At 66.4% G+C, this 22060-nt stretch carries 21 protein-coding genes; 12 read left to right on the top strand and 9 right to left on the bottom strand.

Annotated features, from left to right (window positions below):
• The first annotated feature begins 1 nt into the window (after nt 1).
• A complete protein-coding gene (locus F9K07_RS19325) occupies nt 2-736 on the top strand; it encodes an ABC transporter ATP-binding protein (RefSeq protein ID WP_159594973.1) in 735 nt (244 codons plus the stop codon).
• Between the two features lie 19 nt (nt 737-755).
• Nucleotides 756-1868 carry an amidohydrolase family protein gene (locus F9K07_RS19320; protein WP_159594972.1) on the top strand — a complete coding sequence of 371 codons (1113 nt, stop codon included), beginning with the start codon at nt 756-758 and terminating at the stop codon, nt 1866-1868.
• A 10-nt stretch (nt 1869-1878) separates the two neighbouring features.
• Here the strand turns inward: F9K07_RS19320 and F9K07_RS19315 are convergent, their stop codons facing one another.
• Nucleotides 1879-2058: a hypothetical protein gene (locus F9K07_RS19315; protein ID WP_159594971.1), complete on the bottom strand. Its 180-nt coding sequence runs from the start codon at nt 2056-2058 to the stop codon at nt 1879-1881.
• Nucleotides 2059-2439: 381 nt separating this feature from the next.
• On the opposite strand from F9K07_RS19315, the gene F9K07_RS19310 reads away from it, so the two are divergent.
• Nucleotides 2440-3072, top strand: a complete 633-nt coding sequence (locus F9K07_RS19310) for a CDP-alcohol phosphatidyltransferase family protein (protein WP_159594970.1) — start codon at nt 2440-2442, stop codon at nt 3070-3072.
• Nucleotides 3073-3328: 256 nt separating this feature from the next.
• Entirely contained in the window at nt 3329-4957 is a 1629-nt protein-coding gene (locus F9K07_RS19305) for a DUF2130 domain-containing protein (protein ID WP_159594969.1), read from the top strand.
• A gap of 37 nt (nt 4958-4994) precedes the next feature.
• On the opposite strand, the gene F9K07_RS19300 is transcribed toward F9K07_RS19305, so the two are convergent.
• Nucleotides 4995-5972, bottom strand: a complete 978-nt coding sequence (locus F9K07_RS19300) for a LysR family transcriptional regulator (protein WP_159594968.1) — start codon at nt 5970-5972, stop codon at nt 4995-4997.
• A gap of 83 nt (nt 5973-6055) precedes the next feature.
• Here F9K07_RS19300 and F9K07_RS19295 point away from each other — a divergent pair, with 83 nt between their 5' ends.
• Both F9K07_RS19295 and F9K07_RS19290 read left to right on the top strand, forming a co-directional pair.
• Nucleotides 6056-7159, top strand: coding sequence for an adenosine deaminase family protein (locus F9K07_RS19295; protein WP_201451452.1), 1104 nt, complete (start codon nt 6056-6058; stop codon nt 7157-7159).
• Between the two features lie 9 nt (nt 7160-7168).
• Complete coding sequence (locus F9K07_RS19290; RefSeq protein WP_159594966.1) at nt 7169-8152, top strand: Bug family tripartite tricarboxylate transporter substrate binding protein; 984 nt, start codon at nt 7169-7171, stop codon at nt 8150-8152.
• Nucleotides 8153-8198: 46 nt separating this feature from the next.
• Here the strand turns inward: F9K07_RS19290 and F9K07_RS19285 are convergent, their stop codons facing one another.
• From F9K07_RS19285 to F9K07_RS19265, 5 genes are all read right to left on the bottom strand, one after another.
• Entirely contained in the window at nt 8199-9152 is a 954-nt protein-coding gene (locus F9K07_RS19285; RefSeq protein ID WP_159594965.1) for a 2-hydroxyacid dehydrogenase, read from the bottom strand.
• Nucleotides 9153-9170: 18 nt separating this feature from the next.
• Nucleotides 9171-9752, bottom strand: coding sequence for an amino acid synthesis family protein (locus F9K07_RS19280; RefSeq protein ID WP_159594964.1), 582 nt, complete (start codon nt 9750-9752; stop codon nt 9171-9173).
• A 34-nt stretch (nt 9753-9786) separates the two neighbouring features.
• Nucleotides 9787-10689, bottom strand: coding sequence for an NAD(P)-dependent oxidoreductase (locus F9K07_RS19275; RefSeq protein WP_159594963.1), 903 nt, complete (start codon nt 10687-10689; stop codon nt 9787-9789).
• A 118-nt stretch (nt 10690-10807) separates the two neighbouring features.
• The gene (locus F9K07_RS19270) at nt 10808-11725 is read right to left on the bottom strand and encodes a LysR family transcriptional regulator (protein WP_159594962.1); all 918 of its coding nucleotides are present in this window, start codon (nt 11723-11725) and stop codon (nt 10808-10810) included.
• The gene (locus F9K07_RS19265) at nt 11722-12660 is read right to left on the bottom strand and encodes a CysB family HTH-type transcriptional regulator (protein WP_159594961.1); all 939 of its coding nucleotides are present in this window, start codon (nt 12658-12660) and stop codon (nt 11722-11724) included. Before F9K07_RS19265 ends, F9K07_RS19270 begins: the two co-directional genes overlap by 4 nt.
• A 133-nt stretch (nt 12661-12793) precedes the next feature.
• Between F9K07_RS19265 and F9K07_RS19260 the strand changes: the two genes are divergently transcribed.
• Genes F9K07_RS19260 through F9K07_RS19235 form a run of 6 tightly spaced genes read left to right on the top strand, consistent with a single transcriptional unit; the run spans nt 12794 to nt 19359 of the window.
• Nucleotides 12794-13783, top strand: a complete 990-nt coding sequence (locus F9K07_RS19260) for a Bug family tripartite tricarboxylate transporter substrate binding protein (RefSeq protein WP_159594960.1) — start codon at nt 12794-12796, stop codon at nt 13781-13783.
• Nucleotides 13784-13835: 52 nt separating this feature from the next.
• Entirely contained in the window at nt 13836-15389 is a 1554-nt protein-coding gene (tcuA, locus tag F9K07_RS19255; RefSeq protein WP_159594959.1) for an FAD-dependent tricarballylate dehydrogenase TcuA, read from the top strand.
• Nucleotides 15386-16654 carry a 3-isopropylmalate dehydratase large subunit gene (locus F9K07_RS19250; RefSeq protein ID WP_159594958.1) on the top strand — a complete coding sequence of 423 codons (1269 nt, stop codon included), beginning with the start codon at nt 15386-15388 and terminating at the stop codon, nt 16652-16654. The genes tcuA and F9K07_RS19250 overlap by 4 nt, the downstream gene beginning before the upstream one ends.
• 25 nt (nt 16655-16679) lie before the next feature.
• Nucleotides 16680-17201: a LeuD/DmdB family oxidoreductase small subunit gene (locus tag F9K07_RS19245; RefSeq protein WP_159594957.1), complete on the top strand. Its 522-nt coding sequence runs from the start codon at nt 16680-16682 to the stop codon at nt 17199-17201.
• Entirely contained in the window at nt 17198-18181 is a 984-nt protein-coding gene (locus F9K07_RS19240; protein WP_159594956.1) for a tripartite tricarboxylate transporter substrate binding protein, read from the top strand. The genes F9K07_RS19245 and F9K07_RS19240 overlap by 4 nt, the downstream gene beginning before the upstream one ends.
• Nucleotides 18181-19359, top strand: coding sequence for a 2-methylaconitate cis-trans isomerase PrpF family protein (locus tag F9K07_RS19235; protein ID WP_159594955.1), 1179 nt, complete (start codon nt 18181-18183; stop codon nt 19357-19359). Before F9K07_RS19240 ends, F9K07_RS19235 begins: the two co-directional genes overlap by 1 nt.
• Nucleotides 19360-19379: 20 nt before the next feature.
• Here F9K07_RS19235 and F9K07_RS19230 read toward each other — a convergent pair whose 3' ends face one another.
• Both F9K07_RS19230 and F9K07_RS19225 read right to left on the bottom strand, forming a co-directional pair.
• Nucleotides 19380-20552, bottom strand: coding sequence for a mandelate racemase/muconate lactonizing enzyme family protein (locus F9K07_RS19230; RefSeq protein WP_159594954.1), 1173 nt, complete (start codon nt 20550-20552; stop codon nt 19380-19382).
• A 20-nt stretch (nt 20553-20572) separates the two neighbouring features.
• Nucleotides 20573-22051, bottom strand: a complete 1479-nt coding sequence (locus tag F9K07_RS19225; protein WP_159594953.1) for an aldehyde dehydrogenase — start codon at nt 22049-22051, stop codon at nt 20573-20575.
• Between the last annotated feature and the right edge of the window lie 9 nt (nt 22052-22060).

Genomic DNA, 22060 nt, shown 5'->3' with positions numbered 1-22060 from the left:
CATGGAGAACACACGTCCTGGCGAGGTGCTTCTGGACGTGCGCGACGTGCACGTGGCCTACGGCAAGGCCGAAGTCGTGCACGGTGTTTCCATGGACGTGCGCGCCGGCGAATTCGTGGTGATGCTGGGCCGCAATGGCGCGGGCAAGAGCACGCTGCTGCACGCCATCTCGGGCCTGGTGCCGATGCGCTCGGGCACCGTGCGTTTCCAAGGCGTCGACATCAGCCGCGCCACGCCGCGCGACATCGTCAAGGCTGGCATCGTGCAGGTGCTCGAAGGCCACCGCGTGTTCCACACGCTGTCGGTCGAAGACAACCTGCTGCTGGGCACCTACGCCGCCAACCCGCGTGGCGATCGCCGCAAGCTCGACCGCATCTACGCGCTGTTTCCCGAATTGGCAGAGCGCCGACACCAGATGGCCTCGCGCCTCTCGGGCGGGCAGCAGCAGATTCTGGCGGTGGGGCAGGGCGTGATCGGCGACCCCAAGCTGCTCATCCTCGACGAGCCTTCGGGTGGCCTCGCGCCGCTGGTGATCGACCGCATTCTTGAAGTGGCGGCCGACCTGTGCAAGAGCGGCCTGGCCATTCTGCTGGTGGAGCAACTGGTGGAGAAAGCCCTGCGGCACGCCACCTATGCCTATCTGTTCGAGACCGGGCGCATCGCCGCGGGCGCCTACCCGCGCGAGCTGCACGAAGGCGATCTGCTGCAGCGCGTGTACCTCGGCGGCGGGCACTGAGAAGATGTGACGGCGCACGATGGCAAAGACCGCGCAGGGCCAGGGCGGCGGTGGCCCCGAGGGAGCGTTCCCCGCCTACCGGGGCACGCTGCACCGCACCACGCGCGAACTGCTCGCCTGGCACGAAGGCGCACCGCACGAAGAGGCGCTCGAACCCGAGCTGCCCATCGTCGATGCGCACCACCACCTCTACGGCAACGAGGCCGACGCACACCACTACCGCTTGGAAGACCTGGAACGGGATCTTTCGGGCGCGCACCGCGTGCTGGCCACGGTGTACGTGGAAGCCTACGAACCCGGCTGGCGCACCGGAGGGCCGCAGGCGTTGCGGCCGGTGGGCGAAGTCGAGCGCATCGTGGCCCTCACGCGCACGCCCACGCGCTCAGGATGCCAGGTGGCCGCTGGCATCGTCGCGCATGCCGATCTGACGCTTGGCGCTGCGGTGGCCGAGGTGCTGGCCGCGCACGCTGCGGTCGCAGAAGGGCGCTTGCGCGGCATTCGCCACGTGACACCGTACGAGGCTGGCGTGGTGGGCCGCCACATCAAGGGATCGCCGCGCGCGCATGTGTTGATGGAGCCGGCCTTTCGCCAGGGCGCCGCGCAACTCGCGCGCTGGGGCCTGAGCTTCGATGCCTGGGTGTACCACCCGCAACTGCACGAGCTGTGCGACTTCGCGGCCGCGTTGCCCGACACGCCCATCGTCGTCAACCACGTAGGCGGGCTGATCGGCGTGGCCGAAGACGGCTACCGCGCCCACCGGGCTGCGCACCTTGCGCAGTGGCGCAGCGGCTTGCGTCGACTGGCGCAGCTGCCCAATGTGTCGATCAAGATCGGTGGGCTGGGCATGCCGGTGTTCGGCTTCGGTTTCGAGCATGCCGACCGGCCCCCGGCTTCGGAGGAATTGGCCGTAGCCTGGTGGCCACTGATCGAGACCTGCATCGAAGCGTTTGGCACCCGGCGTTGCATGTTCGAAGCCAACTTCCCCGTCGACAAACAGTCGTGCGGGTACACCGCGCTGTGGAACGCCTTCAAGCGGGTCACGGCTTCGCTCTCCGCCAGCGAACGCGACGATCTCTTCCGCGGAACGGCCAGTCGCGTCTATCGCTTGGAACGGTTTGCAAGCGGGCGCTGAGCGCGAGTTGCTAACACGCCCCGCCGCCATCCGGTCGGGCTTGCGCTTCCGTCTGCAAGGCGGCTGTGATGTGCGCGAGTGCGCCGATGCGCCGCTGCATGTCCGTGTTGAGCGTGTGCAACAGCGCGCCCAACTGTGCGCGCCGGTCGCAGGCGCTGCCGGCGGAGACGGTGAGATTGCTCGTTGCCATGCTGTGCGGCTCCCTGAAAGACTTCCCGTTGGTAAAAACCGCCGCCCCTTTTTGATGAGGGGCGGCGGCCCGAACGAGTTGGAGTACCGGGAAGCCTCTGCAGGAACCGGCGAGCCGTCAGGCTCCGCGCCCGGGCCGCCAAAAGGGGCTCAAGCGAAGAAGCCGCAGTCTCTGCGGTTCATGAGTTCTGCGGCTTTCGCTACAGACGCTTCGGCGGGACTCCAATCCCGATCAAGCTTTGTTTGCTTGACGGGGGCAGTATAGCCACGCAGGGCAGGGCCATGGCACGTTAGACGCATGCGTGTGGTTGTTGCCATGACCGTGAGGTTCGAGCGTGGCACTCCATGTTTAATCATCTCCATCGACCACGGAGACTTCGACATGACGCCCCATACCCCCAAGCCACTTCGGTTCTCGATGATCCGCGGGTTTCATCTGGCCGACTTCATCACACTGGGCAATGCCGCATGCGGCGTCTTGTCGGTTTTCCTGGCGATGATGTATATGGCCAGCGGCTCGCTCACGCACTTTCTGCTGTCTGCGGCAATGACGCCGCTGGCCTTCGTCTTTGACGTCTTCGACGGCAAAGTGGCGCGCTGGCGTCACCAGCACTCGCCGCTTGGACGCGAACTTGATTCACTGGCCGACGTCATCTCCTTTGGCGTCGGCCCGGCCGCGCTGGGCTTTGCTGCGGGGCTGCAGGGAGCCTGGGACATGCTCATCCTGTGTTACTTCGTCTGCTGCGGCGTCAGCCGGTTGGCGCGCTTCAACGTCACGTCCGAACAACTGACAACCGACTCGGGCAAGGTGGCTTACTTTGAAGGCACGCCGATCCCCACCAGCGTGCTCCTCACTGCGGTGCTGTCATGGGCCGCCTGGCAGGGAGCACTGGGCGCGCAGCTATGGGGCGGAGTCTGGCAACTCGGGCCTTGGCAATTGCATCCCATAAGCCTGCTGTTTGCGTTGTCAGGCACTGCCATGATCAGCAAGACCTTGCGCATTCCCAAGTTCTGATGGGGTGCAGCTGTAAGCGACCGGTGTTGTAGGCGTTCCTGGTGAAGCGGGTGGAATGCCGGCTGGTCTCGTGACACAAGGGAACACGGTGACGGTCATTTCACCGGTACAGTAAGCAGCGCCTGCGGGCCCGATCCCGACGAGATCCAGACAACTCGAAAACGCATCTACCGAGACCGTTTTCGTCGCGATGCAGTGGCCCCGCGCTCATCCTCCCCAGATCCACTCGCCATACGGTCTCAACCCCAAACCCTCCATGCACGAAATCATCTGCCCCCATTGCAAAAAGGCGTTCAAGATCGATGAAGCGGGCTACGCCGATATTCAGAAGCAGGTTCGTGACAGCGAGTTCGACAAGCAGCGCGAAGAGCTGGAGAAGCAGTTGCACGAGCGGCTGCATCTGGCTGAGCAGGAAAAGCGCAATGCCGTTGCGCTGGAAAAAGCCAGGATGGCCAGCGAACTGACGAGCAGTGCCGCCAACAAGAATGCTGAAATCCAAGAGCTCAAAAACCAACTGGAGGCGGCTTCGCTGGCCCGCCAGCTGGCCGTGACCCAAGCCCTGAGCGGGATCGAAAAAGAGCGTGACGCGCTGCTCAACCAACTGGCTCAAGCACAGAGCGCGCAGCATGGCGCCGAACAACTGGCTGCCGCGCGGCTGCAAGCCGAGCTGGACAAAACCGCTGCGGCCAAGGATGCGGAAATCCAGAGACTCAAAGCCCTGCTGGACGGTGAAACTGTGGCGCGTCAGCTGGCCGTGAACAACGCCATCAGCGATGCGCACCGGCAGCGCGACGAGTTGGCGCAGCAGCTGCGCCAGACCCAGTTGGAGCAAAAAGCCCAGGCCGAACTGGCGCAGGCGCGGCTGGAAAGCGAGCTGCAAAAAGCCACCACCAGCAAAGAGCTCGCATTGCAAACGCTGAAATCTCAACTGGATGCGACGTCGGTCAGTCACCAATTGGCGATCGCCGAGGCCGTGGGCAAGGTGCAGCAAGAGCGCGACGCGTTCAAGAACGACGTGGACCGCGCCGCGCTGGAAAAGCAATTGGCCGAACAATCGCTCAAGGACAAGTACGAAACCCAGCTCAAGGACCGTGACGAAGCGATCGAGCGCTTGCGCGACATGAAGGCCAAGCTGTCGACCAAGATGGTGGGCGAGACGCTGGAGCAACATTGCGAAATCGAGTTCAACCGCATTCGCGCCAGTGCCTTTCCGCGAGCCTATTTCGAGAAGGACAACAACGCCAGCAGCGGCAGCAAGGGCGACTTCATCTTTCGTGACAGCGACGACGCGCAAACCGAGATCGTCTCGATCATGTTCGAGATGAAGAACGGGAACGACCAGACGGCCACCAGGAAGAAGAACGAAGACTTCTTGAAGGAGCTCGACAAGGACCGTACGGAGAAGGGCTGTGAATACGCGGTGCTGGTCTCGCTGCTCGAGCCCGACAGCGAGCTCTACAACAGCGGCATCGTCGATGTCTCGCACCGCTACCCCAAGATGTACGTCGTGCGGCCGCAGTTTTTCATTCCCATGATCACGTTGCTGCGCAATGCGGCGCTGAACTCGCTGCACTACAAGTCCGAGTTGGCCCTGGTGAAAGCGCAGAACGTGGACATCACGCGCTTCGAGGACCAACTCGACGACTTCAAGACCGCGTTTGGCCGTAACTGGCGTCTTGCCTCCGAAGGCTTTGAGGAAGCCGTCAAGCGCATCGACGAAGCCATCAAGGACCTGGAAAAGACCAAAGACGCGCTCTACAAGTCGGCCAACAACCTGCGCCTGGCCAACGACAAGGCCGAAGATCTCACCGTCAAGAAGCTCATCCGTGGCAACCCCACCATGGCCGCCAAGTTTGCGGAACTGAAGAACGAGGGCACCGCCTAAATACAGTGATCAACACCGCGCCGCACCGGAGCATTCTTCATCGGTTGCGCGTCGCGCCGGCCTTGCCCTGCCTGCTGCTCCGCGTCATGCGCCGCACGTTGAGCTTCGTGGACGACGTCAGGTACTCGCGCAGGAAGTCGATGAATTCGCGCGCAACGGCGTTGCGCATGGGGCCTTGCCGGTAGACCAGCACCACGCGGCGTTCGATGCGCGGCTCCTGCAATTCGAGCACGGCCAGCGCCGGGTCGTGCAAGGCGGTGGTGTAGAGGTGAGGCATGAGGCCCAGCGCCAGGCCGCCGCGCACCAGGGCGTACAAGGTCTCCGAGTACTGCACGCGGTACGCGGCTTGCGCGCTCAGGCCGAACTGCGCACGCGCGGGCTCGCCAAGCGCCGGCATGCTGCCGCTCTCGAACAGGACCAGCCGTTCGTGGCCAATCGATTTCCAACTGGCCTTGCCGGCGCGGGCCAGCGCGTGGTCCGCCGGTACGACGAGCACCAAGGGGTCGTGGAAGAGGTCGATGCAGGTCAGCCCGTCGGGTGGTTGTGTGATGGCGGCCAGTGCCAGGTCCAGCCGGCCTTCGCGCACCTCCTGCAGCAGCACGGTGGAGGGCGCATCGCGCCAGGTGAACTCGACCTGTGGCGCACCAGCCGGCTGGAAAGCCGCTGCCGCCATGGCCACGCGCGTGCTGGCCGAGGGGATGACGCCCACACGCACCAGCGAGCGGCCACGCTGCACCACCTGCTGGATGTCCTGCAGGGCCAGGTCCACGGTGTTGACGAGGAAGTCGGTGCGCGCCAGCACTTCGGTGCCCAGCGGCGTGATCTCCAGGCGGTGGGTGTTGCGCGTGAGCAGTTGGGCGCCGAGCAGCTTTTCCATCTGCTTGATGGCGTTGCTCAAGGCCGGCTGCGTGATCGACAGGCGCTGTGCGGCGCGGCCGAAGTGGCCTTCTTGCACGAGCACGGAGAAGAACTGCAGATGGCGCAGTGTGAGCGCCCGGATGGCGGGGTCTTCCATGGCCGATGGCAATAACTTGGATGAATGAAATTATAGAAATATAAAACTTCTCTTATCAAATGGTGCTGCCTAGACTGATCGCCATGACATCTTCCGAACATCCTGGCGCCCCGACTTTGCTGTCCTTTCTGCGGGCGATGCCGAAGATGGAGTTGCACTGCCATCTCTTTGGCACCGTGCGGCGCGAGACGTTTGCGGCGTTGAACCGCGAGGCCGGCCTGCCTTTGAGCGAAGAGGAGGTGATCGGCTTCTACACCCGTGGCGAGAAGCCCGTGGGCGTGCTGCGGGTGTTGCGGGCGCTGGACGCCCAACTGGTGCGCTCGGCGCACGATCTGTACCGGCTCACCACCGAATACCTGGAAGACGCGGCGGCTCACAACGTGCGCTACAGCGAGTTCTTCTGGAACCCGACCGGGACCGTGCAGGTGTCTGGCATTCCCTATGCGGCCGCGCAGGACGCGATCGTGCAGGCGATTCGCGATGCCGAACGCCCTTGCGGCATCGTGGGCCGCCTGATCGCGGCGGTGGACCGCGAGGCGAGTCCGCAGGCCGCCACCGAGATGGTGCAATGGGTGTGCGAGAACCGCTGCGACGAGGTGATCGGCATCGGCATCGACTACCGTGAGAACGACCGCCCGCCCGAGCTGTTCGCGCGGGCCTACCAGGACGCGCGCCGCGCGGGCCTGAAGACCACCGCTCACGCGGGCGAGTTCGGCATGCCCTGGACCCATGTGCGCACCGCTTTGGACTTGCTGCAAGTCGACCGCATCGACCATGGCTACACGGTGGTGGACAACCCGGCCTTCGCGCAGGAATGCGCCGAGCGCGGGGTGCTGTTCACCGTGGTGCCCACGAACTCCTATTACCTGCGCACCTTGCCGCCTGAACGCTGGGCGCTGGACCACCCGATCCGGCGCATGCCGGGCCAGGGTTTGCGCATCCATCCCAACACCGACGATCCCACGCTGCACCACGTCACGCCGACCGGTGCCTGGCACATGATGGTGCGCGACTTCGGCTACGGCCTGGACGACCTGCGCAGCTTCATGCACAACGGCCTGGACGGCGCCTGGATCGACGACACGCAGCGCCGCCGCTGGCATGCCGAGTGGAGCACGGCGTTCAATGTGCTGCGCGGCGCCATGTCCAAGCCGTCCGCGTTCTCCTCCCCTTTGCAACCGTCCTGAAAGTCTGCCATGGCCATCCCACGCTCACGCCTTGCTCTTGTTGTCGCCCCCTTGCTGCTGGCCTGCGCCGCCCATGCGCAGGGCCCTGCCTGGCCCAGCGCCAAACCGGTGACGCTGATCGTGCCGTTCACCGCCGGTGGCAGCGTCGACTTCATCGCCCGCCTGGTTGGTGGCAAATTGAGCGCGCGCATCGGCCAGACGGTGGTGATCGAGAACGTGGCCGGCGCGGGCGGTGCCGTGGGATTGCAGAAAGCGGTGAACGCGGCGCCCGATGGCTACACGCTGGTGGCCGGACCGGACAGCGCCATCGCCATCGGCAAGCTCGTGAGCCCGGCCGCCTACCGCTTCGACCCGCTGAAGGATCTGGTGCCGGTGGGCATGCTCAACACCGCACCGATGGTGTTGGTCTCGCGCACCGACTTGCCGGTGAAGACGTATGCCGACTTCGTGAAACTGGCCAAGGCCCATCCGGGCCAGCAGACCTACGCCACGTCGGGCGTGGGCACGGTGCTGCACCTGGCGATGGAACAGCTCAAGCAACGCTCGGGCATCTTCGTGACGCACGTGCCGTACCGCGGTGGCGCGCAGATCGCCAACGACGTGATGGGCAAGCAGGTGGACCTGGCCATGCTGGTGAGTGCCAGCGCCGTTCCCCATGTGCGCAGCGGCACGCTCAAGGCACTCGGTGTGACGGGCAAGCAGCGCCTGGCCTCGTTGCCCGACGTGCCGACGTTTGACGAGATGCCTGGCCTCAAAGGCTACGACGTGCTCAGCTGGACGGGCATCTTCGCACCCAAGGGCACGCCCAGCGCCATCGTGGACAAGCTGAACGCGGCGCTCAACGACGCCTTGAACGACAGCGAAGTGAAAGCGCGGCTGGCCGAGCAGGGCGCGTCGCCGGGCAGCGGCTCGGCCGATGCCCTGGGCCGCTTTGCCCAGGCCGAATTCGCGCGCAACCAGAAGCTCGTGCCCACCTTGAGCCTCAAGGACTGAGCGCCCGCGGCCAGCCGATCGATCGCGCGGTTGCCGTGGGCGATCCTCAATTCACCGGCGTCAGCAAAGGCTCGCCCGCGAAGTGCCGGGTGGCGTTGTCGATGAAGCGCACGACCGAGGCGTGGATGGCCTGCGGCGAGATGCCGGCGATGTGCGGCGTGAGGATGGCGTTGTCGAATTCCAGCAGCGCGGCCGGTGGCAGCGGTTCGCCTTCGTACACGTCCAGCGCCGCCGCGAAGATGCGCTGGTCGCGCAAGGCGTCGGCCAGGGCCGCCGTGTCCACCAGCGAGCCGCGCGCCACGTTCACCAGCACGCCGCTGGGCCCGAGTGCGTCGAGCACTTGCGCATTGACGATGTGGTGGGTGTCCGGGCCGGCCGGCGCGCTGATGAGCAAGTAGTCGCACCAGGTAGCCAGCGCATGGAGGTCGTCGAACCAGCGAAAGCCGCTGTCGTCGCGCCGCGTGCGGCTGCAGTAGCCGATCTCCATGTCGAAGCCGGCCGCGCGCCGCGCCATCTGCCGGCCGATCGCGCCCAGGCCGAAGATGCCGAGCTTGCGGCCCGAGACGTGCGGCGGGCGCGGGATGTCGTCGCGCCACAGGCCCTTGCGCACGCCGTTGTGCAGAAACGGAATTCGGCGAATGGCCGCGAGCAGGATGGCCATGGCGTGGTCGGCCACGGCCGCGTCGTTGGTGCCGGCGGCGTTGCACACGCGGATACCGCGCGCGGTCGCCACTTCCACGGGAATGTGCTCGTAACCCACGCCCAGGCTGCACACGATCTCCAGCGCGCTCAGGCCGGCGAACTCGTCGGCGGTGAGCCCGGTGGCACCATTGGTGAGGACGACGCGGAAGTCGCTGCCCTGCGCGGCGATGAGCGCCGCCGCCTCCGAGCGGTCCACGCGGGGCTTTTCGATGGGCGCGTAGACCATGTCGAACGATTGCGTCACCAGGGCGCGGTGTTCTTCGGACAGGTAGACCAGGACGAGCAGCTTGGGTTTCATGGCGATGAAGCTTAGGCCCTAACGCTGACCGTCACCCACCGAGATCTGGTCGACCCGCAAGCCGCCCAGCCGTTCGTGCACCCGGCCGCCGGTGGACATGACCAGCGCATACAGGCATTCGTTGGGGCGCGGGCCGTCGATCACGCCCACGTCCATGGTGCTGAAATGGCTGCGCACGTACGCGGCTTCGATGTTGTGCATGGGGATCGGCAAACGCATGCCGGCCGCCGCAACGACCTTCGAGGTCGGCACGATGGACTTGGCTTTGGGCAGGTTCGCGCGCATCGACCAACCACCCGCTTCGTGCCAGATGGCGCCGTGTTCCAGTTCGCCGTTCACCCCCACGATGGCGCCCTTGCCGTAGGCCTGGATGCGCTCGGCTCCGCCCATCGCGTTCAGCAGTTCGGGCACCAGTTCCTTGGCCAGTACCTTCGCCGCCTCCACCAGTTCGGTGAGGTCTTCGACGTAGCGGCCCGCATACGGGTTGTTCACCACCGCCACGATGGAGCCCATGAGTATGGGATCGGCGCGGGCAGGGCCACCTTCGTGGTAGATGGTTTCGAGGGTCAGCAGTTTTTTGCGAACGTGGATCAGGGACATGGTGGAGCGCTCCGGAAAGTGGAATGGGAGGATGTCACGCGGCGTCCGGCGCGCTGCCGAACTGCACGCCCGCCCATTGCTCGAAATGGCGAATGGGGAACACGTTGTCGCGCGGCCCGTCGCCTTGCGTGATGGCAAAGGCGAGGAACTGCCGCGCGGCCGGGCTCACCAGCATGGGCACGCCGAGCTTCTCGGCCTCGTCGATGCACATCTTGATGTCTTTGTGCAGCAGCTCGGTGGTGAAGCGCACCGGGAAGCTGCGATCGAGCACGCATTGCGGGATGCGCTCCAGTGTGGCGAACGAGCGGCCGCTGGAGGCGTTGAGCACGTCGAGCATGGTCTTGGCGTCCAGGCCGGCCTTCACGCCATAGACCAGCGCCTCGCAACTGGCCACCATGCTGGTGGCGTAGAGCGTGTTGTTGATGATCTTCATGGTCTGGCCCAGCGTCGGGTCGGCACCGAGGTAGAAGATGTTCTTGCCCAGCACGCGCAGCAGGGGTTCGACTTCCTGGTACGCCGCTTCGGCGCCGGCCGGCATCACCGCCAGCGTGCCTTTTTCGGCCGCAACCGTGCCGCCGCTCACGGGCGCGCTCACGAAGGCGATGTTCCGCTCGGCCAAGGCCTTGGCGATTTCGCCCGTCACCGACGGGCCCGTGGTGGAGAGATCGAGCACCAGACGCACTCGGCTACCGTCGATCACGTTGCCAGCGCCGATGGCCACGTCCTTGACGATGGCCGGCATGGGCAGGCACAGCAGCACGGTCTCGACCTGCGAGGCGAGTTCGTGTGCGCTGCCGGCCACCTGGGCGCCCTTGTCGGCCAGGCGTTGTTGTGCGGCGGCGCTGCGGTCATGCACCACCAGTTCGTGGCCTGCCGCCAGCAGGCGGGTGCCGAAGTGCACCCCGATGTTGCCCAGTCCTATCAGTCCGATTTTCATGGTGTCGTCGTCCTTGTCAGCGCAACCCCGGGTCGGGGTTGGTGGCGTGCATCCTAGGAGCGCGGCGCTCACAACGCCAATGCCAATTCGAGCGTGGGGTATAGCTTCGGGTTAAGCGTCAAGTGCCCGTCTGCAACGGGCGCCGCGCGTCGTCGGCCACCTGCTGCTGCAGCACCTCCACGAACTTGTCGGCGTGGGTGGTGCGCTGGTCGAACACCGAGCGCACCACGCTGGGCGTGAGCACGATGTCTTCCACCAAGGGCAGCACTTGCAGATCGGGCCAGTCCATGCCGTCCACGGTGAACTCGTCCACCAGCGCCAGGCCAGCCCCCGTGCGCACCAGCGAGCAGGCCACCTCGGTCTGCTGGATGTCGATGCGAGAGACCAGTTCCACGCCGGCCTTGCGAAACGCCGCCGTGACGAGTTGGCCGAACGCGATGCCGCGGTCGTGGGCAATCAGCGGGTAGCGCGCCAGATCGGCGACGGCGACCGCCGGCCGTTGGCTCAGCTCATGCCCGCGCGGCATCACGCAGACCATGCGGCCCTCCATCAGAGCCGCGGTCTGCAGGTTGGGGTGCTGCAAGGGCATCACCGAGACCGCCAGATCGACCTTGTGCCCCAGCACCTCTGCCGCCATGTCGGCCAGCAGGGTGACGTGGTAGTTCACCCGGATCTGCGGGTAGCGCTGCACGAAGCGGGTGATGGCGCGGGCCATCAGGCCACGGCTCAGGCAGGGGCTGGAGCAGAGCATGAGCGTGCCGGTGGAGCCGTGCGCGAGGTTGCGCGCGAACTCGTCGACCCGCAGCGCCTGCTGATAGAAGCCATCCACCTCGCGAAACAGCGCCTCGCCCTCGGGCGTGGGCACCAGCTTGCCCTTGGCGCGGGTGAAGAGCGCCAGGCCCAGGGTTTGCTCGGTGTGCGCCACGATGCGGCTGACGGCGGGCTGGGAAATGAACAGCAGCTTGGACGCGCCGTTGATCGAGCCGGTGAGCATCACCGCGCGGAAGACCTCCATCTGCCGCAGGCGGAATTTCATCGCGTGGTCTCCGCCTGCTGCTCCAGCGCATCGCGCACGTAGTCCTTGGTGAGCCTGGGCGTGAACATGCGCAGGAAGTCGTAGGTGTGGTTGCGCAGGTAGCTGTTGGCGCGCAGCGAGATCGACAGCATGCTGGACTTGAAGAGGTGGCTGGCGTCGATCGCGCGCAGGCCCTGGTCTTTGCGGCGGTCGTAGGAGATGGCCGTCATGACGGCGATGCCCATGCCCAGCTCCACGTAGGTCTTGCTGACGTCGGCATCGACCGCGCCGAAGACGATGTTGGGCTCGATCCCCACTTTCTGAAACGCCTCCATCACCTTCCAGCGGCCGCTGAACGCGGGGTCGTGGGTGATGATGGGGTAGGCCGCCACGTCGTGCAGCGTGGGTTTGCGGATCTTGAGCAAGGGATGCCCGGCTTTCACGATGACGATGCGCTCCAGCTCGAAGCATTCCAGCCGCACCAGCGCCGGAAACTTGCGCATGGTCTCGGTGCCGATGGCGATATCGGTCTCGCCGGATTCCACCATTTCGCAGATCTGCGTCGGGTTGCCTTGGCGCAGGTGGAGCCGCACGTTGGGGTGGCGCTGGATGAAGCGCTCGATCACCTTGGGCAGCACGTAGCGCGCCTGCGTGTGGGTGGTGGCGATGGACAGGCTGCCCGTGTCGCGCGCCGAAATTTCTTCGCCCAGGCGCTTGAGGTTGTCGATGTCGCCGATGACGCGTTTGGCGATCGTCACCACTTCGCGGCCGGCTTCCGTCAGGCCGACGATGCGGTTGCGCTTGCGGGCAAAGATCTCGAACCCCAGCTCGGCCTCGATCTGCTGGATGTGCTTGCTGATGCCGGGCTGCGACGTGTGCAAGGCCTCGGCGGTGTTGGAGATGTGGTTGCCGTGCCTGTGAACTTCCAGCACATAACGCAGTTGCAGCAGTTTCATCGTGTTCCCAGCATGAACGAATCGAATGATGTGATAACGCAATATTCTGGCAGTGAATTGCGAGGAGCGCTATCGTGCCGCCACGTGATGACAACGGGCAATAGGTGTTGCCCCGACAACGAAGGAGACTGCAATGAGCGATGCGATGTGGCACACCCGGCGGTGGCTGGGCCGAACCGCCTTGGCGGCGGGCTTGGTTTTCATGGCGGGCAGCGCGTTCGCGCAAGCGCCGTTTCCCAACCGGCCGATCCGGCTGGTCTCGGGCTTTGCACCGGGCGGCGCCACCGATGTGGTCGCGCGGTTGATCGCGCAGAGCCTGTCCGACACCCTGGGTCAATCGGTGGTGGTGGACAACAAGCCCGGCGCGGCCGGCAACATCGCCGCCGACTTCGTGGCGCGGCAGCCGGCCGACGGCCACACGTTGTACCTCGCCAACGCGACGCTGGCCATGCCGTCGATGTTTCCCAAGATCACCTTCGACGTGAAGAAGGATCTGGTGCCCGTGTCCATGATCGCCTCCGGCCCTTCGGTGCTCGCGGTCAACCCCAAGCTGCCCGTGCGCTCGGTGCGCGAGCTCATCGCCTATGCGCAGCAGAACCCGGGCAAGCTGGACTTCGGCTCCGGTGGTATCGGCAACATCACCCACATGTCCATGGAGTTGTTCAACTACATGGCCAAGGTGGACATCAAACACGTGCCCTACAAAGGTGGCGCGCCCTCGACCACCGCCGCCGTCGCGGGTGAGGTGCAGGTGCTGATGGCGGCGGCGGCCGGCACCATGGCCCACATCAAGGCCGGAACGCTGGTGCCGCTGGGCGTGAGCGGACGCGCCCGCACGCAAGCGCTGCCCGACGTGCCGACGATTGCCGAGGCTGGCGTGGCCGGTTACGAAGCCACTTCCTGGTATGGCGTGGTCACGGCGGCGGGCACGCCCAAGGCAGTGGTGGACCGGATCGACCAGGCCATTCGCGCCGGCATCAAGCGGCCCGAGGTGCGCGAAAAGATGCTGTCGCAAGGCATGGACCCGATGGAAATGGGGTCCGAGGAATTCGGCCGCTTTCTCCAGACGGAGATCGACAAATGGGCCCAGATCATTGCGCGCGCCAACATCCGCGCGGAGTGAATGGGGCTTGCATCAATCAACCCAGGATGCTGTTGCGCACGGGATGGAATCCATGAACTTTGACGAGAAACAACACGACGTGGTGGTGGTGGGAGGAGGCAACGCCGCACTGTGCGCCGCGATCTCCGCGCGCGAACAAGGTGCCAGCGTGCTGCTGCTGGAGCGAGCGCCGTTCGCCGAACGCGGTGGCAACACCGCCTACACCGACGGCAAGATGCGCTTCGCCTACGACGGTGTGGATGACATCATCGCGTTGTCGGGCGACCTCACCGAGGACGAGATCGCCAACACCGATTTCGGCGCGTACCCCGAGTCCGATTTCTTCGACGACATGGCGCGCGTGACCATGCACCGCACCGATCCGGACCTGTGCGAAATCCTGGTGCGCAACAGCAACGCGGTCATGCGCTGGATGAACGCCAATGGCGTGAAGTTCCAGCCCAACTACGGCCGCCAGGCCTACAAGACCAACGGGCGCTTCAAGTTCTGGGGTGGCGCGCCGCTGGCCACTTACGGCGGTGGCCCGGGCCTTGTGGAGGCGCTGTACAAGCAAGCCGAGAAGGTGGGCGTGCAGATCTGCTATGACGCCTGGGTGAAGGAACTGATCCACGACGTGGACGGTGTGCACGGCGTGGTGGCGCGCATCGACGGGCGCATGCAGCGCATTGCCGCCAGCGCCGTGGTGCTGGCGTGCGGTGGCTTTGAAGCCAACAGCGAATGGCGCACGCGCTACCTGGGCAAGGGCTGGGACCTGGCCAAGGTGCGGGGCACACGCTTCAACACCGGCGACGGCCTGGCGATGGCGCTGAACATCGGCGCGCAACCCTACGGCCACTGGTCCGGCTGCCATGCGGTGGGCTGGGAGCGCTATGCGACCGACTTCGGCGACCTCGATGTGACGCCGCATTTCCAGCGCCACAGCTACACCTTCAGCATCATGGTCAACGGCGAGGGCAGACGCTTTCTCGACGAGGGCGCGGACATCCGCAACTTCACCTACGCCAAGTACGGCCACCTGATCCTGGAGCAGCCGGGGCAGTTCGCCTGGCAGATCTACGACGACAAGGTGGCGCACCTGTTGCTCGACGAGTACCGCACCAAGAGCGTGACCAAGGTGAAGGCCGACACGCTGGAAGAGCTGGTGCAAAAGCTCGACGACGTGGACCCCGAGCAATGCCTCAAGACCATTCACGCGTTCAACGCGGCGGTGGACGAGGGCGTGGCCTTCGATCCCAACATCAAGGACGGCAAGGGCACGCGCGGCTTGCCGGTGCCCAAGTCCAACTGGGCGCTGAAGATCGACAAGCCGCCCTACCAGGCGTTCGCCATCACCTGCGGCGTGACTTTCACCTTCGGCGGTTTGAAGATCACCCGGGAAGCGCAGGTGGTCAACACCAACCACGAGCCGATCGCGGGCCTGTACGCCGCCGGGGAAATGGTGGGTGGCATCTTCTACTTCAACTACCCCGGGGCCAGCGGGCTCACGAGCGGGGCCGTGTTCGGCCGCCTGGCGGGCGCCAGCGCGGGCGCCCATGCCCGCAGCCACGCGAGCGCGCCGGGATCCGCTGCTGCTTCTCCCACCACCGCACCGCAAGCCCTCTCATGACCCGACAGACCATCGCAGAAAAGATCCTGGAAGCCCACCGCCTCGACGAGCGCGACCGCGTCGAACCCGGCGACGTGGTGCGCGCCCGGGTGGACCTGGTGTTGCTCAACGATGCCAATGGCCCGGTGGCGTTCCGCCACTTCGCCAACATGGGCGGCGGCAAGGTGGTGAACCCCGACAAGGTGATGATGGTCTGCGACCACTTCGCGCCGGCACCGAGCGCGGCGGGCGCGCGCATGTTGGGTGACATGCGCCGCTTCGCCACGTCCAAGGGCATCGAGCACTTCTACGACGTGGGCAAGGGCGGCATCGAACACACGCTCATGCCCGAGGTGGGTTTGTGCGGCCCGGGCGATCTCATCGCCGGGGGCGACTCGCACACCGGCACCGCGGGGGCCTTCAACGCCTTTGGCACGGGCATGAGCTGGTCCGGCATGGCCGCGATCATGCAGATCGACGAGACCTGGTTCCGCGTGCCCGAATCGATGCGCTTCACCCTGCGCGGCAAGAAGGCCGCGCACGTGACCGGCAAGGACGTGATCCTGCAGATCCTGCAGGACATCGGCGTGGACGGCGCGCTCTACCGCTCCATGGAGTTCGCCGGCCCGGGCCTGGCCGACATCAACATGGACGAGCGCATGGGCATCTGCAACATGGTGGTGGAGGCGGGCGCCAAGACCGGCATCGTCGAGTTCGACGACATCACCCGCGCCTGGGCCGAAGCCACCTGCAAGCGGCCCTGGACCGCCACCGTGGCCGATGCCGATGCGCAGTACCACTCGCGCCACGACATCGACCTGGCCCGCATGCGTCCCATGGTGGCCAAGCCGTATTCGCCCGAGAACGTGGTGGCGGTGGACGACATTCGCCACGTGCATGTGGACCAGGTCTACATGGGCAACTGCGCCAATGGCACCATGACCGACCTGCGCCAGATCGCCAGTGTGCTCAAGGGCCGCAAGGTGGCCAAGGGCACGCGCGCCATGATCGTGCCGGCCACGCAGAAGATCTACCGCGAGGCCATGGCCGAAGGCTTGATCGACATCTTCATCGAGGCCGGCGCGGCCGTGAGCACGCCCACCTGCGGGGCCTGCTTCGGGGGCCACAACGGCGCGCTGGACGATGGCGAAGTGGGCTTTGCCACCATCAACCGCAACTTCAAGGGCCGTGGTGGGCACGCGGGCGCGCAGGTCTATCTCGGCAACTCCTACGTGGCCGCCGCCACCGCCGTGGCCGGTGAAATCATCGACCCGGCGCTTCTCTGAGCGCACGCACAAGGACATCGACGCCATGCAATTCAAAGGCAACGTGCAGAAACTGGGCGACAGCGTGGACACGGACGTGATGGTGCCGGGCCGCTACCTCTCGCTGATGAACCCGGCGGACATCGCCAAACACATCTTCGAAGAGGTCGACCCCGGCTTCGTGGGCCGTGTGAAGCCGGGGGATGTGATCGTGGCGGGCCGCAACTTCGGCTGCGGCTCGGGCCGCGAGCAGGCCCCGTTCGGCTTGAAGGCGCTGGGCATCAGTTGCATCGTCGCGGCAAGTTTTTCGCGCACCTTCTACCGCATGTCGATCGATCTTGGTTTGCCTATCCTCATCAGCCCCGAAGTGGCCGAAGCCGCGAGCCAGGGCCAGGCCATCGAAGTCGACACGGTGAGCGGCCGCGTGCTGCTCGATGGCCGCGAGTTCCGCGCCGAACCGCTGCCGGCCTTCATCCAGCAGATCATCGACATGGGGGGCGTGACCGATTGGGTCAAGCAGGAGCTGGCGCGCCGTGCGGCCGCACAGCCCTCGGGAGCCTCGGCATGAAACGCCGTCGCCTGCTGCTGGCCGCGGCCGCGCTCGGTGGTGCCGCGATCGCGCACGCGCAGAGCGCAGCGCCTGCGGGCACGGAGTGGCCGAGGCGGCCGGTGCGCTTCGTCGTGGTGTACCCGCCGGGCGGCGGCATCGACCTGATCGCACGCAACCTGGCCCAGCAGCTCTCGGAACTCTGGCGCGTGCCGGTGGTGGTGGAGAACCGGCCCGGTGCCGGCACCACGCTGGGCGCGGGCGTGGTCGCCAAGGCCCCGGCCGACGGCTACACGGTGCTGATGACGGATGTGAGCTTCGCCATTGCGCCAGGCTTGTACAAGAGCCTGCCCTACGACACGCTGCGCGACTTCGCACCGATCACGCTGCTCAATACCGTGGACGACATCCTGGTGGTCAACCCGTCGGTGCCGGCGAACAACGTGCGCGAGCTGATCGCGCTGGCCAAGGCGAAACCGGGTGCGCTGATGTACGCCTCGGCCGGCAATGGCACGCTCAACCACCTGGCGCCCGAGATGTTCAAGAAGGCGGCCGGCATCGAGATGGCGCACGTCCCGTACAAGGGTGCGCTGGCGGCGCTGGCCGACGTGATGGCCGGACAAGTGCAGGTCTACCTCGGCGCGCTGGGTTCGGTGGTGCCGCAGATCAAGGCCGGGCGGCTCAAGCCGATCGCGGTGACCGGCACGCGGCGCTCGCCGGTGTTGCCCGAGGTGCCGACCGCCATCGAGTCCGGCGTGCCGGGTTACGACGTCTCGGCCTGGTACGGCCTGCTGGCCCCGGCGGGCACGCCCGATGCGATCGTGGCGAAGATCCAGCGCGATGTCGCCCGCTTCGCGCGCGAGCCGGCGTTTCGCCAAAGCCTGGCGGCCGATGGCAACGAGGTGGTGGCCGGCACGCCGGCGGAGTTCGCCCGTTTTCTCGAGAGCGACATCGCCAAGTGGCGCAAAGCGGTGGCGGACGCGGGCGCGAAGGTGGACTGATGCGGCAGATCCCATTGCCCGCCGTGTTCGTGCGCGCGGGCACCAGCAAGGGTCTGTTGTTCCACACCCGCGACCTGCCGGCCGATCGTGCGCAGTGGGACGCTCTGATGCTTGGCGCCATGGGCAGCCCCGACCCTTATGGCCGACAGCTCGATGGCATGGGGGGCGGCTTGTCGTCTCTCTCCAAGGTCTGCGTGATCGGCCCGGCCAGCCGACCCGATGCGGATGTGGACTACACCTTCGGCCAGGTGCTGATCAAGACCGCACAGATCGATTGGCAACCCTTGTGCGGCAACATGTCCGCGGCCATCGGCCCGTTTGCGGTGGATGAAGGCCTGGTGCGCGTGCCCGATGGGCCGGCGGCTGTGCGCATCCACAACACCAACACCGGCAAGCTCATCGTGGCCCACTTCGAGGTGCGCGACGGTATGGCCGAGGTGGACGGCGACCTGGAGATCCCGGGCGTGGCCGGCAGCGGTGCGCCGTTGCGCCTGGATTTCCTCGACCCCGGTGGCGCGACCACCGGCCGCCTGCTGCCGACCGGAAACGCAGTGGACACGCTGGACGTGCCCGGAGTGGGCAGGGTGGACGCCTCGCTGGTCGATGCCAGCAACGCTTGCGTGTTCGTGCGTGCGGCCGACGTCGGGCTCACCGGCACCGAGTCGCCCACGCAGATGGAGGACGACCTGGCGCTGATGCAGCGGCTGTTGGCCATTCGCCTGGAGGCTTCGCAACGCATGGGCCTGGCGGCCAATGCCGAGGAGGCGGCGCGGCGCAGTGCGGTGCCCTTCATCGCGGTGGTGGCGCCACCCACCGACGCCGTGACGCTGTCGGGCGACGCCTTGGTGGCATCGTCCATGGACCTGCTGGCGCGCGCGCTGTCCAACGGCCAGCCGCACCGCGCGCTGCCGTTGGGCGTGTCGATGTGCATGGCCGCGGCCGCGCGCATCGAGGGGTCGGTGGTGAACCGGGTGTGCAGACCGCTTGCGCGGACGGGCGGCGGGCCGCTGCGCATCGGCATGCCGTCGGGCGTGTTGCAGGTGGCCGCCGATGTGCGCCAGCGCGCCGATGGCGCCTGGCATGTGGAGAGCGGAGGCTTCTACCGCACGCAGCGGCGCTTGTTCGAAGGCCGCCTGCTGGTGCGTGGCTTGCACTCCCCCAGTGGGGGAGGGCGCTAAGAGGCGCGCAGGCTGAAGCCTTACGCCTTCACCACCTCGTGCAACAAGGTGTGCTTCTTCAGCGCGTCCTCGTCGAGGGTCACCCCCAGGCCCGGCCCAGTCGGCACCGCCACGCTGCCATTGCGCACCACAAACTCCGTCTCCGGCACCAGCGGGTCTGGCGCCGTGGTGTTCAGTCCGAACACGAATTCGCCCGCGCCCATCATCCGCCGTTGCGGCACGCTGGCGTAAAAATGCGCGGCGGCCGCAGCTTCCAATTGCGACTGCGTGGCCAGCCCGCCGACGTTGAGCTGGATGTCCGCCGCCTCGGCCACCGCCGCGATCTTGCGCGCGGGCGTGAGGCCGCCGATCTTGTAGAGCTTGATGCACAAAGCGTCGGCCGCGCCGGCCTCGGCCAGGGCGTAGGCGTCTTGCGGCGTGAACAGGCCTTCGTCGGCCATCACCGGCACACCCGCCGCTTCGCGCCGCACCGCCGCCATGCCGCGCAGGTTGCGCCGTGCCACAGGTTGCTCGATGTAGCCCAGATCAAAGGGCCGCAGCGCGTGCGTGGCCGCGATCGCATCGGCCACCGACCACCCGGTGTTCGGGTCCACACCGATCACCACCTCGTCGCCCACGGCCTTGCGCACGGCCTCGAAATGGCGCACGTCCTGGCGCCAGCCGCGCCGATCGGCCGCCTTCAGGCACAACACCTGGATGCCGAACTCGTCCACCGCGCGTGTGGCCTCGGCCACCATCACGCCCACGTCGTCGGCCAGGCTCACCGACCATTCCAGTGGAATCACCGGCTGGCAGGCGCCGCCGATCAGCTTGTGCACCGGCAAGCCCACGGCCTTGCCCATGGCATCGTGCAGCGCAATGTCGAGCACGGCGCGCGCGGCCGGGTTGCCGGCCAGGCGCAGGTCGAAGCGCTCGGTGATGCCTTCGATGTCGAAGATGTCTCGGCCCAGCAAGTCTGGCCCGTAGATCTCGCGGATCGCGGCCACCACGCTGTGCGTCGTGTCGGCCACGAAGTGCCCGGGGGCGATCGGGCGGATCTGCGCGCAGCCGACCACGCCGTCGGCATGGATGCGCACCAGCACCGGCTTGCCCAGCACGCGCCCGAGCGGGCCGGTGTCGTAGCTGCCACTGGAGAAGATGCGCTTGAGGCGCACGGGGAGTTCGGTGACGAAAATCTCGATGCGGTCGATCATGGTGGGGTCTTCCAGAAAGGTCAGGCCTTGATGGCGAAAGGGTCGCGCACCTCGTCGGAGAAATCGATCATCACGTTCTTGGTGATGGTGAACTCCTGAAGGCCGGCTTCGCCGCGCTCGCGGCCATAGCCACTTTCCTTCACGCCGCCAAACGGACCTTGCGGCGAGACCATGCGGTAGGTGTTGACCCACACCACGCCCGCGCGCAGTTCGCGCGTCATGCGCATAGCACGAGAAATGTCCTGCGTCCACACGGCCGAGGCAAGGCCGAAGCAGGTGTCGTTGGCGATGGCGAGCGCTTCCTCTTCGGTGTCGAAGGGAATCATGGACAGCACCGGGCCAAAAATCTCGTCCTGCGCCAGGCGCATGCGGTTGTCCACGTCGGCAAAGATCGTGGGCTGCACGAAGAAGCCGCGTGCCAGCGCGGGATCGGTGCTGGGTCCGCCGCCGGTGATCAGGCGCGCGCCTTCTTCGCGGCCGCGCTCGATGGCCGACAGGATGCGCTTGAAATGCGGCTCGTTGGCGGCCGTGCCCATCTCGGTGGTCCTGTCCAACGGGTTGCCGAGCACGATGCGCTGCGCCCGTTCGGCCAGGCGTTGCGCCATGGTTTCGTAGAGCGGGCGTTGCACGAGCAGGCGCGAGCCGGCGATGCAGGTCTGCCCGGCGGCGGCGAAGATGCCGGCGAGCGCGCCCACCAGGGCTTTCTCGACATCGGCGTCGGCGAAGACGATGTTGGGCGATTTGCCGCCGAGCTCCAGCGTGACCGGAATGAGTTGTTTGCCGGCCATGGACGCGATGTCGCGGCCCGCATGGCCGCTGCCGGTGAAGGTGATCTTGTCGATGCCGCCACCGCCCACCAGCGCGCGGCCGATGGTCACGTCGCCGGTCACCACGTTCACCACACCGGGCGCAAACCCGGCTTCCTCGACCAGCTTGCAGAACGCCAGCGTGGTCACCGAGGCGTGCTCGGACGGCTTGATCACCACGCAGTTGCCCGCCGCGAGGGCGGCGGGCAACTTGTTGCCGAGCAGCGCAATGGGCGAGTTCCAGGCGGTGATGACACCCACAACGCCATAGGGCTCGCGCACCGTGTAGTCGAACACGTCGCGCGAATCCAGCGGAATTACCGCGCCCCAGATCTTGTCGGCGTAGCCCGCGAAGAAGCGGAAGATGCGCGCCACGTACAGCATCTGGGCGTGCGTCTCGCGGATGGTCTTGCCGTTGTCCGTGCTCTCCAATTGCGCCATGCGCGGCGCGTCGCGCTCCAGCAGGTCGGCCAGGCGGTGGAGCAGGGCCGCGCGCTGCGTGCCGCTGGTCTTGCGCCAGGTGGTCTCGTAGGCGCGCCGCGCGGCGGCCACTGCGTCGCGCACGTCGGCCTCCGAGGCTTCGCACACCTGGGCCCATACAGCCTGGTTGAAGGGGTTGACTGCGTCGAAGCAGCGCGACTGTGCGCCTTCGCGCCACTGGCCATCGATGAAAAGTCGGTAGAGATCGGTCATCACAGCACC

The organism is Hydrogenophaga sp. BPS33 (genome assembly GCF_009859475.1).
In the GTDB taxonomy this organism is placed as follows: Bacteria; Pseudomonadota; Gammaproteobacteria; order Burkholderiales; family Burkholderiaceae_C; genus Hydrogenophaga.
Note: the sequence above shows the minus strand (reverse complement) of the source record. Positions and strands in the feature narration are given on the sequence as shown.